This window comes from Litoreibacter sp. GN1-5, from assembly GCF_055693805.1.
This window is the reverse complement of the sequence record NZ_JBVFUP010000001.1, coordinates 3,087,715-3,103,961: the sequence shown is the minus strand read 5'-3', so window position 1 is coordinate 3,103,961 and position 16,247 is coordinate 3,087,715. Positions and strand designations below refer to the sequence as shown.

The following is a 16,247-nucleotide window of genomic DNA, read 5'->3' as shown; positions in this document are numbered from 1 at the left end:
CGGCATAAGGCAGGCGCGCAGATTCCAAATTAGATGGTCGGCTGGTGTCTTAACGCTTACATAGCTTTCATGGACAAGGCGGCGCCATTTTTTCTGAGCGCAGCCCAAGTTTTCCGAGTTGGATGATGGACGATGACATTCGGTGCGTAGATAAGCTCGGTACCACTGGTTACGGCGCGGTGACACCAGTCTTTATCTTCAGATACATCAGGTCTGAAACCACCAACCTTGTCAAAGACTTCACGGGTTGTGATCAGGTTCGCAGAAACAGAGAACCGATGCCGTTCGATATAGATTTTTTGACGAAACCCAAAGACAGTTTCAAACGCTTGCGCCCCAGTACGGGGTCGGGCGGTTTCGTCAAAAAGCTGAACAGATCCGCCAATGACGCAGTTCGGGCGAATTGTGTTGAACGCCGATGCAATCCAATTCTCAGACGGGATGCAGTCACAGTCCAAAAAGAACAAAAGCGGTGCGTTTGATTGCGTGACACCACAATTGCGCGCAGGACCAGCGCCAGGATGCGGCTCAACCATAAAGCACACATTTGGGAAGGCCTGACGAAAGGAAGAAGATGTGTGAGGCCCGCCGCTATCCACGACGATGACTTCGGTACGAGAAACCTCAGGTTGCTGCATTAAGGCGGTCAGACACCGTGATAACCTTTCTATATCCCGATAATGAGGAATTATTATCGCAGCCTCAGCCGTCATTGCGCATGCCAATCTGTTTTGCTGGCACGCCAGCCATAATTTCGCGCGGGGCGACATGGCCTTTCACAACGGCCCCTGCTGCAATTATCGCCCCATCCCCAATATGAGTGCCGGGCAGAATGATGGCGCGCGCACCAATCCAGACATCATTGCCGATGAAAATGTCGGCCTCATCCATACTCTGGTCCGAGACGGGGCCGCCATCGTTGAACCTGTACGTGGCTGCAGTCATCATCACGTCTGGGCCCAAAAGTACGTGCTGGCCGAGAACGATATTGCCCCGTCCCGGTCCAGCCCAAAGACTGCAGCGCGCGCCTATATGGGTGCCATCGCCTATCATGATCCGCTCAGCGTGGGCCAAAGAGGCATTAGGACTGATGGCAACATCAGCCCCAAGGGTCAGCTTTCGACGCGGAACAATGTGAGTGTAATTGTAATAATTGAGAAGCCGCAAAGCGTGCAGATAGATGCGCGGATCAAATGCCGAAACTATAAGTCGTATAGCACGTTGAAACCTTGTGAAGGACGGTTTGTAAACCAGTTCCGGCTTTGCGAGGCTGCCTCGGGGATCGGGAATGCTTGTCATGCAACCGCTCTGTGTGAGAAGCGGCATTTGTTCAGGACCGTGCCAAGGCAATTTGTGTGATCTGTTAGTGTCCGCTCGGCCCAGTCGATTTGATCGGTTTTGGTATGATCGCCTCGCGCGACAAGAAGTGCACAATCGACTATTTCAAGCGCCGCCAAGGTATCGTCTACCGCCAACGAGGGGAGATCAAAGATCATCAGGTCAGGTGTATAATCTGTCTCAATCTGTTTGAGCAAAGCAGCTGTGCTTTTCGATGCCAGTAACTCTGCAGGTGTTTCGCAAGGCGTTGCATTCAGGCTGAGTCCCAGCCCGTCACCCACGCGTAGGCAGTTCGTATCGAAAGATTTACTGTTATCTTGCAAGGCAGAATAGCGTGGTCCACGGTCGGTCAGACCAAACAAGTGGATAAGCTTCGGGGTCCGTAGATTGAAATCGAAGACAATTGTCCGCAAATCAGCTTGCCGCGCAAGGCTGAGGGCAAGATTGGCGACAACCGTTGATGTGCCGCATCCCTCAGATGGCGATGTGACAGCCAAACGACGCCAGGATTGTTTGCGCATATGCTGCAAAGTCCGCGTCCTAAGCATATCGAACGGAGCAGCAAGAGCGCTGTTTTCCAGCGTGACAACATTGTGCTGTTGCAATGTTAAAGCATCAAGGTGAATCTGCGATAGGTGATGCCAGTTTCCCATCGGATCAACCAGTTGAGGTTCACCTAAAGGCTGGCGATGTATCGGTGTTATGGCATCCTGTTGCTGTGTAGATCGAACAAGTGCGGCGGGATTCTTCAATTGTTCCAATACGGTAATTCCTTTCAGATAGGCGCTCTGGCGCGACCAAGATCAGGCAGAACAGCAAAGGGTGTGAGACCCAGCCCGTTGCTTAGATCAATGGGGCGGCGGATGGTGCGATCAGACTTTTCAAGCCAAAAAATCAGAGACGCGGCGATGATCAGCGCCCCCAAAAGTCCACCGGCGATCAGAATTATCCGCTTGGGACCGGTAGGGATATTAGGAAGTACCGCAGCCTCAACCAGTGTCAGGCGATCACCTTTGGACAGCATTTCGATACGCTCACTTGTCGCAGCTTGCGACAGGCGGGTCGCTGTTGTCTGATATTGTTTTGCGGCAAGATCGTGATCCCTTTCCAGTGCTGACAATGTAATCGCATTGGCCGGTATGCGTTTGATCAGCATGCTCAACTGCACCAACTCGTCCTCCAGGGTTTTTCGTTCAGACAGATCCGGGCTTATTACAACTGGCTGGTTTGCAATCGCTGTGTCGATCTGGGCCTGAAGAAGATGCACTTTGGGGTGCTTTAGCGTGTAGAGCGCAAGGGCATCCGAAAGGTCCTGCTGCAACTGCGCGAGCTTATGTTGGGCCGCACTGGCGGTTGCTGTTTCCTCTGTTGGCAATGCCAGAAGACGGTCCTGTATTTTGCTACGCCGCTCCATATAATGGGGCAGGTTTTCAGGCAACGCGTCTGCATGGTCGGTTTTGAACTTCGCAAGCGCCTGCGTCCGTTCGCCAAGCTCGGCTTTCAATGCGGCGACTTCAGCACGGAAAAACCCAAGAGTTTCCTCGGCGCGTTCTGTTCTGATACGGGTGTTTTCAGATAGGACCAGATCGGTAAGAGCATTTGTCACGGCCATCGCAATAGTCGGGTCTTCGTGACGGTACGAAATTGTCAGGATCGTTGCGCTGTCACGACCCGTGCTGGTCTTGAAAGTGATTGCTTCACGAAGTCCGATGAAATCAGGCTTCAGCCCGTATTCATCCGCAAGCTCCATCAAGGTCGTGCGAGTCATGAGGCGATGCTCAATAACCTCAAGTTGCTCTGACCGGCCTGTTGTCCCTTCGGGTGCAGACAGGTCTTTTGGTATGCCATATGATTCGACGAGTATGCGTGATTGAGCAGAATAGGCCGTAGGCAAGGTGGTCACGCCCCATAAAATACATGCAGCTAATAGGCCGAACGCAATCACGAAGACCGGGACACGTTGCAGGACTTTCCAACGCAAATAGGGGATGTCTATGCGCATTTAGGTAACTTTCCTGTTCCGTTAACCAAGCAAGGAAAAGGCAAGGATTTCAGAGCCCTAAAACCATGTGGCCTGACCTGTCGGGTACAGTTGTTCTGGATTCGTTCTGATCGGCAAAAACTGCTGTAATTTGCTATTTCTTTTCGTGTCAAAGCGACTGAGAGCTTCATTTTGAATCATCTGTGCGTAGTTTTTCTAGTTACAAATCAAACCCTTGAAAGCTTAAGACATAATTAATCGATCTCCGTTCATTCTTAGGGCAAGCGAAACGGTCTTGATTTGGGGTTTTCCCATAACACGGCCACAGCTTGGACCAATAAGGGCGCATTCCGGCACATGCGTCGAAGAATACGGAGACGATTGTAATGAATGCACCAGTAAGGATTCTTAATACCGATACCGCCATGCTGGTGAATTCCCGCACGCCTGCGCATGTGAAACGACATGGGGTCTATCAGGTTGCCGGCAAACGCGCGCTTGATCTGTGCCTTGTACTTTTGATTTTGCCGCTGGCGTTGCCACTGATCGCTGTTCTGATGGCCATTGTCGCGCTTAGCGGGCAAAGCCCTATCTTTCTACAAGAGCGGGTTGGTCAGAACGGTCGTGTGTTCAAAATGGCGAAGCTGCGCACGATGTATCCGAACGCAGAGCGCTTGTTGCAGACCCATCTGGCCAGAAACACCGATGCGGCCACAGAATGGTACGCGACGCAAAAACTGAAAGATGATCCGCGGATCACTCGGGTTGGGCGGTTTCTACGCAAGACATCTTTGGATGAACTTCCACAGCTTTGGAACGTGTTTAAGGGTGAGATGTCATTGGTTGGCCCGCGCCCGATGATGGCAAGCCAGACAGGGCTTTATACGGGCATGGCCTACTACCGGCTTGCCCCGGGCATCACCGGACCTTGGCAAGTCAGCGCGCGCAATGAAAGCACATTTGCTACGCGTGCTATTTTCGATGCGCAGTATGAACAAGACCTCAGCCTGTTTCATGACGTTAAATTGTTGTGGTGCACATTACATGTCGTGCTGCGTGGCACCGGTTATTAAGCGAGGCGCAGGCACATGCTACGAACGCTTTTATTTTTCTCTATATTGATCGTGCTTTGGCCACTGAAAACGCTGGCGTCAGACTACCGGGTTAATGCAGGGGACACGTTGCGCATCGAGGTCTTGGAAGATTCAGGGTTGAACCGCAATGTGTTGGTTCTGCCGGACGGATCATTCACTTTTCCAATGATAGGCACGCTTACAGCGAAAGGCCGCACGATACCCGAAATCCGCGCGGCGCTAATTTCGGGTTTGGCCCCTAACTATGCCGCTGAGCCAAGCGTTTACGTCTCCGTAGCGACCCTTGCCAAGAAACCCCGTGTGGTTCAGTCCCGCGCTGCCCGGCCAGTGGCGCCCCCTACGATCGAAGTGTTCGCTATGGGCGAGGTGGCGAAGCCGGGCAAAATTGCTGTGACACCGGGAACGACATTTCTGCAATTTCTTGCACAAGCTGGCGGATTTACCCGATTTGCAGCGACCAAGCGTGTGCAATTGCGGCGCGTTGACGCCAAAACCGGGCTCGAGACAGTCTACACCGTCAATTACCGGAAGCTGATGTCCGGCTCTGGCAATCGGATATCCGTTTTGCAAGCAGGTGATGTGATCATTGTGCCAGAACGGCGGCTGTTCGAATGAAATCGCTGTGGCTGGTTTGCATTGCGATTCTGCTGAACCTGCCTGCACACGCACAGGATAGTGCTGGTGGTATCGGGCTTTCGCTTGATCTGGGCGCTTCGATCATTGTCGATGATACGGAAACTGCAGTTTTACCCGCTTTGCGTTTTGGATTGACGAGCAAAACACGCAGCCAGACATTCATTTTCGATATCGCGGCCCAAGAAAATGCCCTTGAAAACATTAGATCGGACATTCGCTACACCCGCGAGGTTGCAAACAGCCAGCTAAGCCTTTCGGCATATGCGCATAAGACAGATGCCGTACCGTTTCATTTTGACGAAACAGGGCTGCCGGATATTTTAAATTTATCCACCGATAGCAATCGTCTGGAAAGCTTTGGTGGAACGGGGAAATTATACCTCGGCCTCGATGGTCCCGTTGGGTTGGAGTTAATGGCTGATCATTTGGCACGTCGACAAGGCGGTCAGAACAACACGGACCGGTTGAAAGTTGAAGTAAACGGCATTCTGCGACATCCCAGACTGGGTGAGGCGAGACTTAGCTTCGATGTGCAAAAATTCAGTAGTATAGGCGATTTACAACGTGACCGTATGCAGCGTGGTCTTACGATCCAGCTTCGCCATCCAGTCAATTCCAGAACAGATGTTACGGTTTCGATTGGGCAGCGCAGGATAGAAACGCGCGATTTTGGAAGCGACACCCATAGCAGCGGGTTGGAAGGCACGTTCAATATCACGTCAGATCTGGCGATTGGGCAGATCTATGCAGATGCGCGCATTCAGCATTTCGCGGAAGGGCAGCGGACAGATTTCAAGTTTGGAATAACGCGTGAGCAGGAAAACCGCGGGCTCTCGGTTTGGGTCGGTGCAACACATTTGCAGAATGGGTCGACGGATTTAATTGCCGGGCTTTCATTGGCGCGTCGCTGGGATGTGTCAGAGCTGAGCGCAGATGTGCAGCGTCTGGCGACCACATCGGTAGACACGAATGACACCCGTATCACAACACAACTCTCATTGAATTATCACCGTGCGCTTCGCGGTCATGACCAGATCGATCTGAATATAGGTTATACCCAGACAGAGGCGACGCTGACACGCGCTGGGCAAAGCTCTGCACAGGTTCAGGCAGTTTATACACTTGGTTTGAAACGTGATTGGGCCATGAAAGCAGGCCTGCGCAGTCGCAGGTTAAACAGCGATCGTTCTGCAAGAAATCATTCGAACATGGTGTTTTTGACATTTCAGCGCAGTTTCCAAGGAAGGTATTAGAATGAAGGGTAAGAGAGTTCTGGCCGTGGCATCGGGCGGTGGGCATTGGCAACAATTGCAGCTTCTGGGCCCGGCATTTGCAGAACATCAGGTTGTTTTCGCAACGACCTTGGCCGGTGTGAAGGGCGATACGGTATCCTTGCCGGATTGTAGCCGTGATAATTTGCGGTCAGTCCTGATATCTTTCTGGTCAATCCTGCGCTTGGTGACACGGATACGCCCGGATGTCGTTGTGTCAACTGGCGCTTTGCCCGGTCTGCTTGCGCTTTGCGTTGGCAGAGTGTTGGGGGCGCAGACAATCTGGATCGACTCGGTTGCTAATGCGGAAGAAATGTCCTTGTCCGGAAGGCTGGCCAGACGTGTCGCGGCCCTATGGCTTACCCAGTGGCCCGAAATAGCCCGCCAAACCGGCGCAAAATATGCAGGTGCGGTACTATGATTTTCGTGACAGTTGGCACACAATTGCCATTTCCTAGACTGATTGACGAGATGAATGCAATAGCACCGGATTTGCCGATGCAAGTGGTCGCACAAACAGGTTTCACGGGAAATTGGCCCAACCTTGATGCGGTTCCTACGATGGATCCCGAGGCTTTTGAAACGGCCTTCCGGCGGGCTGATATCGTCGTTGCCCATGCAGGCATCGGGACCATATTGTCTGCCCGAAAATACTCCAAACCTTTGATTATCTTGCCGCGCCGTACCAGTTTGGGGAACATCGCAATGATCATCAGATGGCAACAGCCCGGCAAATGGAAAATCGTGAAGGTATTTATGTGGTTTGGGACATAGCGGAAATCCGACCGCTTCTGCGCGAAAATAGCTTGCTGCCAGCGCAAGATATACCGGGACCAAGTTATTTTGACCTTGTCTCGACTGTGCGAGAATTCATCAACTGAACTTGCGCTGTGTGATGCTTAAATCAGACCATGATTTTTGAATGAGAAATGCCCTGACGCACCGACCACCAGATGGTCATGCACGGTCAACCCCAAAGGCTGTGCGCCTGCAATGATCATGTGTGTCATCTCTATATCAGAATCCGAGGGCGTTGGGTCGCCAGACGGATGGTTGTGCACAAGAATCATTGCAGAGGCATTCAATTCCAAAGCGCGTTTAATGACCTCGCGCGGGTAGACAGGCACATGATCAACCGTGCCGCACTGCTGCGCCTCGTCCGCAATCAGGATATTCTTGCGATCCAGGAACAGAATCCGGAATTGTTCCGTTTCGCGGTGCGCCATGGCCGTTTGGCAATAGGTCAGCAAGGCATCCCATGACGATAAAACTTCTGCACCCAATACTTTGGTTTGCGCCATGCGATGGGCGGTTGCTTCGATAATTTTCAGCTCTTGCACAACCGCATCACCCACGCCCTGCACAGATGCGAGCCGTGCAGCAGGTGCAGAGACCACCCTATTAAAATCACCAAAGGCAGTCAGTAAGCGCTTGGCAAGCGGCTTAACCTCGCGCCGAGGAATAGCGCGAAACAGGATCAACTCCAGCAATTCGTAATCGGGCATGGCATCGGCACCGCCCGCCATAAATCGCTGACGCAAGCGCTGGCGATGACCCGGCTGATCATCTTTTGCGGGGCTGATCGGTTCCAGCCTTGACCATAAATCTGGCAGAGCCTCAAACCCTGAGAAACTGGTTTCAGCGAAATGCGTAATTGGCTTCGACATGACCGAACCGTCCTACGATTCGGTTTAATTCCGCGTTAAAATAAAGGTTTAGCTATATGTCGGGTGGAATTTTCCAGCAGGTGACAGGGTGAAAATCTCAAAGCCGTCAGACGTCACACCGATTGAGTGTTCGAACTGCGCTGACAAAGTCCTGTCGCGGGTAACAGCCGTCCAATCATCGTCAAGAACCTTCGTCTCAGGGCGACCCAGATTTACCATCGGCTCAATGGTAAAAAACATGCCTTCCTCAAGCACTGCCTGTGTGCCGGGGCGGCCATAATGCAGCACATTTGGCGGAGCGTGAAAGACACGTCCCAAGCCATGACCGCAAAAATCGCGAACCACAGACATCCGTTGGCCCTCGACATACTTTTGAATAGCATGACCGATATCGCCAAACGTATTCCCCGGTTTGACTTGTTCGATCCCTTTGAACAACGCATCATGGGTGACTTGGATCAACCGCTCTGACTTGCGGCTGAGCTTGCCCGCCACATACATGCGACTGGTATCGCCAAACCAGCCATCCAAAATGACGGTCACGTCGATGTTAAGTATATCCCCATCTTTCAGAACTTTTGGGCCCGGGATGCCGTGGCAGACAACATGGTTTACACTGATGCACGATGCGTGCCGATACCCTTTGTATCCAATCGTTGCAGACTTGGCGCCAGCAGCTTCAACTTTATCTGTGATCGCCTTGTCAATCGCTTCTGTGGTCGTACCGGGCACAACCAGATCGACCATATCGTCCAGAATGCGTGCCGCCAATTCTCCGGCTTTATGCATACCCGCGAAATCCGTAGCCTCGTGGATACGAATGCCTTCTCGCGTTAATCTGCCGTGATGAATGTCGTCCACCAGAACCTCTTCTGCGCTTGAAATTAGCAATATAGGCGGATTTTTGCGATCCGCTAGTGTCAAGAACCTGACTGAACGCGTGAATCTACCGGCAAAGCACGAGACAGGGTCACACCGTTTGGCGAAACATCCGTTCCATAGCAAAGCATCTCAACACCAGCAGCGCGAGCTGCATCAAAAGCTTTAGCATAAACCGGGTCCAGATCGGAAGCCAGTTTTAGACATGTGCAATCCGTGCGTTGCACCAGATACACCATGACTGCCCGCGCACCTTGGGCGACCATATCCGATAGCTCATTCAGGTGCTTGGTGCCACGGGTTGTCATGCTATCGGGAAATTCTGCCCAATCATCTTGGCGACGCAGGTGAACATTCTTCACCTCGACATAAGTATCAATCAAACCCGGTTGTGTCAGAAGGAAATCAACGCGACTGTTTTTGCCGTATTTTACCTCTGGCCTGATGGTCTTATAAACCGCGAGTTCAGATATCTGACCTGCGATCAATGCTTCTTTCACAACACGGTTAGGCACACTTGTATCAATGCCTGCAAAATGGCCGTCCGGCAGTTCAGCCACGCGCCAACCGAATTTCAGTTTTTTCTTCGGATCATCATTCGGCTCTACCCAGATGCGCAGCCCCGGGTCTTTGAGACCAAGCATGGCGCCGGGGTTTGGGCAATGGGCTGTAACTTCACGCCCATCTTCAAGCCTTATATCAGCAAGAAAGCGATTATAGCGTTTGATCAGCGTGGCTGGGACAAGTGGGGTTTGAAAGCGCATGAGACGGGCCTATACGGTGGGAAGCCACCAATCAAGGAGAGCCCGATGGCCAACCCAACTGCTGCTATGGTCGTGATCGGAGACGAGATCCTGTCTGGCCGGACCCGAGACGCTAACATGCATCACTTGGCGGGCGAGTTGACGAAGATCGGAATTTCTCTGGAAGAGGTACGGGTTATCCCGGATGATCATACCCGCATTTCAGAAACTGTGAAGACCCTGAGCGCTGCCTTTGATACTGTCTTTACTTCGGGCGGGATCGGCCCGACCCATGACGATATCACAGCCGATGCAGTTGGTGCCGCGTTTGGTGCATCCGTTGATATACGTGAGGACGCGCGCGCGCTGCTGGCCGCCCATTATGCCAGAACAGGGTTGGAACTGAACGAGGCGCGCTTGCGCATGGCGCGCATACCGGACGGGGCAACCCTGATCGATAACCCGGTTTCTGTCGCGCCGGGGTTCAAGATCGGGAATGTTCATGTGATGGCAGGCGTTCCATCAGTGTTCAACGCTATGGTCGCTTCAGTTTTGCCAACCCTGACAGGTGGGGCGCCACTTTTGTCTAAAACCCTGCGCGTGATGCGCGGCGAAGGGGATATCGCGGGCCCTTTGTCTGAAATGGTAGAGGCCTATCCTGACCTGTCTTTCGGATCCTATCCATTTCAGAAGGATGGTGTTTATGGATCAAATATCGTTGCACGCGGTAGTGATGTGGCTCAACTTGACATGGCGATTGCTGCGTTGGCCGAAAAGCTGGGCGTCGACCCCACATGACACCATCCGACATCTTTGAAACTATCGAGGCAACCTGGCCTCCTGCCAGAAAGACACGTCTTGGCCCATGGGAAATCCGTCAAGGCGATGGCGGCGGCAAACGAGTCTCGGCGGCGACCCCGGTTGTGTTGCGCGATGCCATTGAGCAGGTTGCTATGGCTGAGACCAAGATGGAGGCCTTGGGACAACCCAAGCTGTTTTCCCTCAGACCCGAAGACACGCAACTGGACGTGGTTCTGGCTGAGCGCGGGTATCAGGTGATTGATCCGTCTGTTCTGTTTCATTGTCCGATCGACGTTCTGACAGCCGCCACCGTCCCACCGGTGACAGCGTTTACGATCTGGCCGCCTTTGCAAATCATGGTCGACATCTGGGCCGCCGGTGGAATTGGCGCGGGCCGTCTTGCGGTGATGGAGCGTGTTAAGGGGCCGAAAGCCAGTATTCTGGGTAGGATCAACGACCGCCCAGCTGGTACAGGGTTTGTAGCAGTGCATAAACACACCGCGATGGTTCACGCATTGGAAGTCGCAACAGACCATCGCCGTCAGGGGCTTGCCCGCCATATGATGCACGCAGCGGCGCATTGGGCGGCCGATCAGGGCGCAACGGATTTTACACTCGTTACCACTGAAGCCAACATTGCAGCCCGTGACCTTTATACCTCGCTAGGCATGGCCGAAGTTGGATACTATCATTACCGCATGAAACTCTGACCAAAGGCTGATCCCGTCGTGACTGACTCCTTGCCAACTGCCCTGAACCTGCCTCCGCTCGATCCGTTACCGGAACCTATGCAGCGTTACTTCGACATCTGCGTGGATAAATTGGGGATGGTGCCCAATGTCCTGCGCGCTTACGCGTTTGATGAAGCGAAACTGAATGCCTTCACCGGCATGTATAATGATCTGATGTTAGGTGAAGGCGGTCTGAGCAAGCTGGAACGCGAGATGATTGCAGTGGCCGTATCCTCTGTAAACCGCTGTTTCTATTGCCTTGTTGCCCATGGTGCTGCTGTGCGACAATTATCAGGCGATCCGGAATTAGGCGAAGCGCTTGTGATGAATTACCGGGTGGCGAAACTTGATGCGCGCCAGCGGGCGATGCTGGATTTTGCTGTGCAAATGACAGAAGCCAGCTACGGGATCGAAGAGAAAGACCGTGAACAGCTTCGCATGGTTGGGTTTGGCGACCGTGACATCTGGGATATCGCCGCTGTGGCCAGCTTTTTCAATATGACGAACCGGATGGCTTCAGCCATCGATATGCGTCCAAACTCTGACTATCACGCAGCTCATAGATGAAGCGATTCTTGCCTCTTTTGCTGTTTTGGATACCGGATGCTGGGATAGCTGAACTTGCGTTGGAATTTCCCGGAAGAGCGGCCGAGACCTTTTCCGAAGCCACACCATTTATCAGTTACAAGATGCCAATTGGCCCGTTTACCTACGGCCCCTTGCCGTCAGTCGTAGCAGAAGGGCCGCTTTTACAGAAGGCCTGGCGCATCACGACCTCGGGTGCGACGACTTTGGGCGTCATGGATAATCTGCGTCAACAGGTGGAAAAATCCGGGTTTGAGTTGCTGTATGAATGTGAGACCCGCGAATGTGGTGGTTTTGATTTCCGCTTTGGCACGGAGGTGCTGCCTGAACCGGGGATGCATATTGATCTTGGTGACTTCCGTTACCTTTCGGCTCAACGGCTTGGGCAAGCTGTCCCGGAATATCTTAGCCTGTTTGTCAGCCGCAGCGGCAATATTGCCTATGTGCAGATGATACTTGTGGGCGGTAGCGCGACCGAAGAACTTGAAGTGCAAGATAACCCCGATGCTTTGGCTCCGTCTCAGCCACCGCCCGCGCAAAATTTTGGTGTATTAATTGAAACGCTGGAACAGAACGGCGTGGCGGTTCTGGAGGGTTTGCGATTTGGCACCGGATCATCCTCGTTGGACGAAGATATTTATCCCGTCCTTGAAACCCTTGCTGCTTATCTGAAGGCCAATCCTGACCGTTCCATCGCCTTGGTCGGTCATACAGATGCACAAGGCGCGTTGGCTGCAAACGTGACATTGTCACGTGCCCGCGCCCAATCAGTTGCAGATCGTATAGTGGAAAAGTTTGGTGTCCCGAGGGCGCAAGTCAGTGCAGATGGTGTTGGCTATCTTGCACCGCGCAGCAGCAATCTGACCGAGGAAGGGCGCACCCTGAACAGGCGTGTCGAGGTGATCCTCACCTCGACAGAATAAGACTGCATCTTACCAGGTATCAGGGCCTTTTTCCTTGAAGGCTTCTGCCAGGAAGTCAATGAAAGTTCGGACTTTTGGTTGCGTATAACGACCCGGGGGTAGACGGCGAAAATGCCTTGGGTTTCTTTTGGAAGATCGGGAATTGCTTCCTCAACCAAGCCCTTCGATAACGCTTCCGAGTACAGGAAGCTTGGCAGATACGCGATCCCCAAACCTGACACGCAGGCATTCAGCAAGGATTGCCCATCATTCACGGTCAACCAGCCTTGTGTACGAACCTGGCGTTTCTCACCAGAAGGGGCAGTCAACTTCCAGACGTTGCCAGCGGACTGGTTAGAGTAATGCAAAAGTTTGTGGTCATTCAGGTCGTCGATCTTTTCCGGTCGACCAAACTGTTCAAAGTATTTGGGAGACGCAATAAGGCGCTTCGTTGTATCAGTCAGTTTGCGCGCACGCAAAGAGCTGTCTTCCATTTCACCAATACGGATGGCTAAGTCAAAACCTTCGCTGATCAATTCGACATAACGATTGTTCAAAACCATATTCACAGTGATCTCAGGGTAATCAGCCAGAAAATCCCCCAGAATAGGTGACATATGGTTCACACCAAAATCCGTCGCAACAGAAATACGCAGAAGACCTGATGGGGCAGATTGCATGGAAGAGACCAGCGCATCCGCTTCGCCCGCATCGTTCAAAACGCGGCGTGCGCGGTCGTAATAAGCCAGCCCAATTTCAGTTGGGCTAACCCGACGCGTTGTACGGTTCAGCAACCGCGCCCCAAGCCGGGTTTCCAGCGATGACACATGTTTAGATACGGCGGATTTTGAAATCCCCATTTTCCGGGCAGCATCGGTAAACCCACCTTGATCTACAACGGTGGCGAATGCTTCCATTTCAGTCAGACGATCCATACAAGGACACCTCAATTAACCTTCCCCCGGAGACGCTTATTCAAATGAATTGGGGCAAGAATGCGAATTCTATGGGTCGATTCGAGGGTTTCTGCCCATATCGTCTATATTTCGGAAACAAAATGACCGCTGATTTGTTCAAAATCGGCCCAAAAGCAGCTACTTACCGACTTGCGCACAAGCTCCACGCCCGCTTGACTGCGTGTTTATCAATCAGAAAATGAAGTCCGAAGGGTCAAAGTCACTAACATTCAACGCCCCATCTTCGGCATACACGAAAATATCCTCATCGAAATACCGAATACGCACTCCGTTTCCGCGTGCTGTGATGGTCAGCCGGTCCATATCATAAAGAAAAGCAAAGTCCGATAGGTCAATCTTATCGATGCCGTTTTCAAAATCCCGGATGATATCTCGGGCACCATCGCTCATAAATACGAATGTATCTGATCCTTCGCCGCCGATCAGGGTATCTGCTTGCGCACCATCAATCAGCCTGTCATCCCCATTGCCACCTTCCAGGCGGTCATTGCCACCACGGCCAAGTATTATGTCATCGCCTTCGGTTCCAATGAGTGTATCATCCTGAAAATCCCCTGTAATTTGACGCCCAAAGGTCGAAAGATCGATATCCACTTGTGTGATACCTGCTTGCGTTCCGTTCGTAAGATAGATGTGTAGAGTGTCACCCATAATACTGGACTGTATTGCGCTGACATTTTCCAGCGTCTGCCCAAAGCTGTTTGACACAGATGTCAAGAAATGCAGATGCCCGTCGGCATCCAACTCAAACAAAGTTAGACCATCATCCGTACCAGCAGCGACAACAAAAGCACGGTTGCCTACCTGAACAACCTCCATTGCTGTAAGGTCGTCGAAATACGTGTTTCCATTATCCCAGATATGATCACGTATCTGCAAATGCCCCCCTAGGCCAACCTCAAGAACCGAGATAGAGCTGGAACCCTGCGATCCCATAACCGCGAAAATATGTCCGCCCACTTTGACAGTGGCCAGCTGGGTCGGAGTATGTACGCCAAGTTCACCACCTGGCCCCACACTGCTGCGTTCCTGAAGCGAGCCATCCGGGTTGATGCGGTAGCTTGTCACACCCGCATCATCCGCAGAAATTGCCAAAAGATAAGTGAAACCACCGATCTCGGTAGAAGCAAGCGCTGTGACGTCGCCAAGATGGCCCGTGCTGGTGTCTGAAGTTTGTGTGGCTTCACTCAGCCCGAGAGAGCTATCGATCTCAAGTGTACGTAGACCAGATTGACCCCATTGGCTGGCAAAAAGGAAATCCCGTCCGCTGACATTCACCACATGGGAATACTGCATCACCCCATCTGGACCGTCACCAGTGACACCGACATTGGTTCCACCCGGTGCAAATGACTGAAAAAGCGATGTGCTCAGATCACCATTGCTTCTAACCATATGCGTCGCTGCTGTATCGCGTGTGGTAGTGCCATGCAGAATGACCTGCTGGCCATCAATATTGGCGTAACTTAAATCCGGGGTGGCCAGGCTGCCGCTTGGCAATGCCCCGGAAACCGATGCGATCAGGTAAGGGTCATTGCCATCATCCAGTTGCAAAATTGAAATCGACTTATCCCGAATGGAAGCCGCGTAAAGATAGAGAGAACCGCCAATTTCGACGAGTTCCATATCGACAATACCTGCCAGACCTGACAAGCCCTCAGTCAGGCTGCGCACCCCAGTTATTTGCATTAAATGCACCCCTGCATTTTGTATTTTACCCTGCTGGTCAGCATCACTCAGCAAGGTTAAAAAGGGCTGAGTAAATTATGGCAAAAACATGGCGCTTGCGCTTAATGCAATATAAATTTGAGGTATAGGCAGGGTTAGGCGTGCAATACGGGTTTAAGGGAAACATGCGATGAATTGGTTGAAAAACCTTGCCGGAAAGAGTCTTCCCGGCGGGACATATTCCGGCATTGCTGAGTGGCCTGAAGACGCATTATTGCAACCAGATGGCCCGCTGGCTGTTGTTGGTGATATACATGGATGCTCTGATCTGCTTGAAGCAGTCCTTTTCAGATTGTCCAAAGAACCGCCTGGCCACTGCATTTTTGTCGGCGACTATATTGATCGCGGCCCGGATAGCGCAGGCGTTCTAAACCGTTTGTACGCGCTTGATCAGGAATTTGAGAATGTGGTCTGCCTGAAAGGAAACCACGAAAAGATGCTGCTGGATTTTCTGGATCGCCCGGCAGAGCGTGGTGCCCGTTGGCTACGCAATGGTGGTTTGCAGACCTTGGCCAGCTTTGGAATGGACGGGCTTAGCGATACGATGCCCAAAGAAGATGTTATCGAAACAGCATCGGAATTCCGCGCGACCCTGCCTGCCGGGTTGGAGGCGTGGCTCAGGAAACTGCCGCTCTCATGGCGCAGTGGAAATATATGGGTCGTGCATGCCGCGGCAGACCCGCAAGTTGCCATGACAGCGCAAACCGAAAGCGTTCTTCTTTGGGGGCATAAGGCGTTTTTCGAACAAACCCGTCAGGACAAGCAATGGGTCGTTCATGGCCATACCATTGTCGATAAGGCCTGTATCGAAAACGGTCGTATTTCGGTTGATACAGGAGCATATGCAACAGGTAGGCTCAGCGCTGCGCTAATATATACGGATGCGCCACTGAGGTTTGTGCATACGTAGGGCA

Annotated in this window: 18 protein-coding genes and 1 pseudogene; 10 read left to right on the top strand and 9 right to left on the bottom strand. The window is 52.3% G+C overall.

The window, feature by feature from the left end; all coding sequences use genetic code 11:
- Positions 1–56: 56 nt before the first annotated feature.
- From ACZ1HF_RS15525 to ACZ1HF_RS15510, 4 genes are read right to left on the bottom strand one after another with little or no spacing between them, the layout of a single operon-like run.
- The gene (locus ACZ1HF_RS15525) at positions 57–713 is read right to left on the bottom strand and encodes a glycosyltransferase family 2 protein (protein ID WP_472658368.1); all 657 of its coding nucleotides are present in this window, start codon (positions 711–713) and stop codon (positions 57–59) included.
- Positions 703–1,299, bottom strand: a complete 597-nt coding sequence (locus tag ACZ1HF_RS15520) for an acyltransferase (protein ID WP_472658367.1) — start codon at positions 1,297–1,299, stop codon at positions 703–705. The genes ACZ1HF_RS15525 and ACZ1HF_RS15520 overlap by 11 nt, the downstream gene beginning before the upstream one ends.
- Positions 1,296–2,099, bottom strand: a complete 804-nt coding sequence (locus ACZ1HF_RS15515) for a CpsD/CapB family tyrosine-protein kinase (RefSeq protein ID WP_472658366.1) — start codon at positions 2,097–2,099, stop codon at positions 1,296–1,298. Before ACZ1HF_RS15515 ends, ACZ1HF_RS15520 begins: the two co-directional genes overlap by 4 nt.
- A 14-nt stretch (positions 2,100–2,113) precedes the next feature.
- Positions 2,114–3,340, bottom strand: a complete 1,227-nt coding sequence (locus tag ACZ1HF_RS15510; RefSeq protein ID WP_472658365.1) for a GumC family protein — start codon at positions 3,338–3,340, stop codon at positions 2,114–2,116.
- 365 nt (positions 3,341–3,705) lie between these two features.
- Here ACZ1HF_RS15510 and ACZ1HF_RS15505 point away from each other — a divergent pair, with 365 nt between their 5' ends.
- From ACZ1HF_RS15505 to ACZ1HF_RS15485, 5 genes are read left to right on the top strand one after another with little or no spacing between them, the layout of a single operon-like run.
- Positions 3,706–4,392 carry a sugar transferase gene (locus tag ACZ1HF_RS15505; RefSeq protein WP_472658364.1) on the top strand — a complete coding sequence of 229 codons (687 nt, stop codon included), beginning with the start codon at positions 3,706–3,708 and terminating at the stop codon, positions 4,390–4,392.
- 15 nt (positions 4,393–4,407) lie between these two features.
- Positions 4,408–5,028 (top strand): polysaccharide biosynthesis/export family protein, encoded by a 621-nt coding sequence (locus ACZ1HF_RS15500; RefSeq protein WP_472658363.1) that lies wholly within the window; start codon positions 4,408–4,410, stop codon positions 5,026–5,028.
- Positions 5,025–6,302: a hypothetical protein gene (locus ACZ1HF_RS15495; RefSeq protein WP_472658362.1), complete on the top strand. Its 1,278-nt coding sequence runs from the start codon at positions 5,025–5,027 to the stop codon at positions 6,300–6,302. The genes ACZ1HF_RS15500 and ACZ1HF_RS15495 overlap by 4 nt, the downstream gene beginning before the upstream one ends.
- A gap of 1 nt (position 6,303) precedes the next feature.
- Positions 6,304–6,741 carry a UDP-N-acetylglucosamine--LPS N-acetylglucosamine transferase gene (locus tag ACZ1HF_RS15490; RefSeq protein WP_472658361.1) on the top strand — a complete coding sequence of 146 codons (438 nt, stop codon included), beginning with the start codon at positions 6,304–6,306 and terminating at the stop codon, positions 6,739–6,741.
- Positions 6,738–7,094 (top strand): glycosyltransferase, encoded by a 357-nt coding sequence (locus ACZ1HF_RS15485; protein WP_472658360.1) that lies wholly within the window; start codon positions 6,738–6,740, stop codon positions 7,092–7,094. Before ACZ1HF_RS15490 ends, ACZ1HF_RS15485 begins: the two co-directional genes overlap by 4 nt.
- Positions 7,095–7,219: 125 nt before the next feature.
- On the opposite strand, the gene radC is transcribed toward ACZ1HF_RS15485, so the two are convergent.
- From radC to sfsA, 3 genes are read right to left on the bottom strand one after another with little or no spacing between them, the layout of a single operon-like run.
- Positions 7,220–7,987: a RadC family protein gene (radC, locus tag ACZ1HF_RS15480; protein WP_472658359.1), complete on the bottom strand. Its 768-nt coding sequence runs from the start codon at positions 7,985–7,987 to the stop codon at positions 7,220–7,222.
- Between the two features lie 48 nt (positions 7,988–8,035).
- Positions 8,036–8,848, bottom strand: coding sequence for a type I methionyl aminopeptidase (map, locus tag ACZ1HF_RS15475; RefSeq protein ID WP_472658358.1), 813 nt, complete (start codon positions 8,846–8,848; stop codon positions 8,036–8,038).
- Between the two features lie 59 nt (positions 8,849–8,907).
- Positions 8,908–9,630, bottom strand: coding sequence for a DNA/RNA nuclease SfsA (gene sfsA, locus ACZ1HF_RS15470; RefSeq protein WP_472658357.1), 723 nt, complete (start codon positions 9,628–9,630; stop codon positions 8,908–8,910).
- Positions 9,631–9,675: 45 nt separating this feature from the next.
- On the opposite strand from sfsA, the gene ACZ1HF_RS15465 reads away from it, so the two are divergent.
- From ACZ1HF_RS15465 to ACZ1HF_RS15450, 4 genes are read left to right on the top strand one after another with little or no spacing between them, the layout of a single operon-like run.
- Complete coding sequence (locus ACZ1HF_RS15465) at positions 9,676–10,407, top strand: competence/damage-inducible protein A (RefSeq protein ID WP_472658356.1); 732 nt, start codon at positions 9,676–9,678, stop codon at positions 10,405–10,407.
- Entirely contained in the window at positions 10,404–11,120 is a 717-nt protein-coding gene (locus tag ACZ1HF_RS15460) for a GNAT family N-acetyltransferase (RefSeq protein ID WP_472658355.1), read from the top strand. The genes ACZ1HF_RS15465 and ACZ1HF_RS15460 overlap by 4 nt, the downstream gene beginning before the upstream one ends.
- Before the next feature lie 18 nt (positions 11,121–11,138).
- Positions 11,139–11,708 carry a peroxidase-related enzyme gene (locus ACZ1HF_RS15455; protein WP_472658354.1) on the top strand — a complete coding sequence of 190 codons (570 nt, stop codon included), beginning with the start codon at positions 11,139–11,141 and terminating at the stop codon, positions 11,706–11,708.
- The gene (locus ACZ1HF_RS15450; protein ID WP_472658353.1) at positions 11,705–12,649 is read left to right on the top strand and encodes an OmpA family protein; all 945 of its coding nucleotides are present in this window, start codon (positions 11,705–11,707) and stop codon (positions 12,647–12,649) included. Before ACZ1HF_RS15455 ends, ACZ1HF_RS15450 begins: the two co-directional genes overlap by 4 nt.
- 9 nt (positions 12,650–12,658) lie before the next feature.
- On the opposite strand, the pseudogene ACZ1HF_RS15445 reads toward ACZ1HF_RS15450, so the two are convergent.
- Both ACZ1HF_RS15445 and ACZ1HF_RS15440 read right to left on the bottom strand, forming a co-directional pair.
- Positions 12,659–13,563, bottom strand: a pseudogene (locus ACZ1HF_RS15445) (LysR family transcriptional regulator).
- A gap of 213 nt (positions 13,564–13,776) precedes the next feature.
- Positions 13,777–15,294, bottom strand: a complete 1,518-nt coding sequence (locus ACZ1HF_RS15440) for a M10 family metallopeptidase C-terminal domain-containing protein (protein WP_472658352.1) — start codon at positions 15,292–15,294, stop codon at positions 13,777–13,779.
- 169 nt (positions 15,295–15,463) lie between these two features.
- Here ACZ1HF_RS15440 and ACZ1HF_RS15435 point away from each other — a divergent pair, with 169 nt between their 5' ends.
- Positions 15,464–16,243 (top strand): metallophosphoesterase family protein, encoded by a 780-nt coding sequence (locus ACZ1HF_RS15435; protein ID WP_472658351.1) that lies wholly within the window; start codon positions 15,464–15,466, stop codon positions 16,241–16,243.
- The last annotated feature ends 4 nt before the right edge of the window (positions 16,244–16,247 follow it).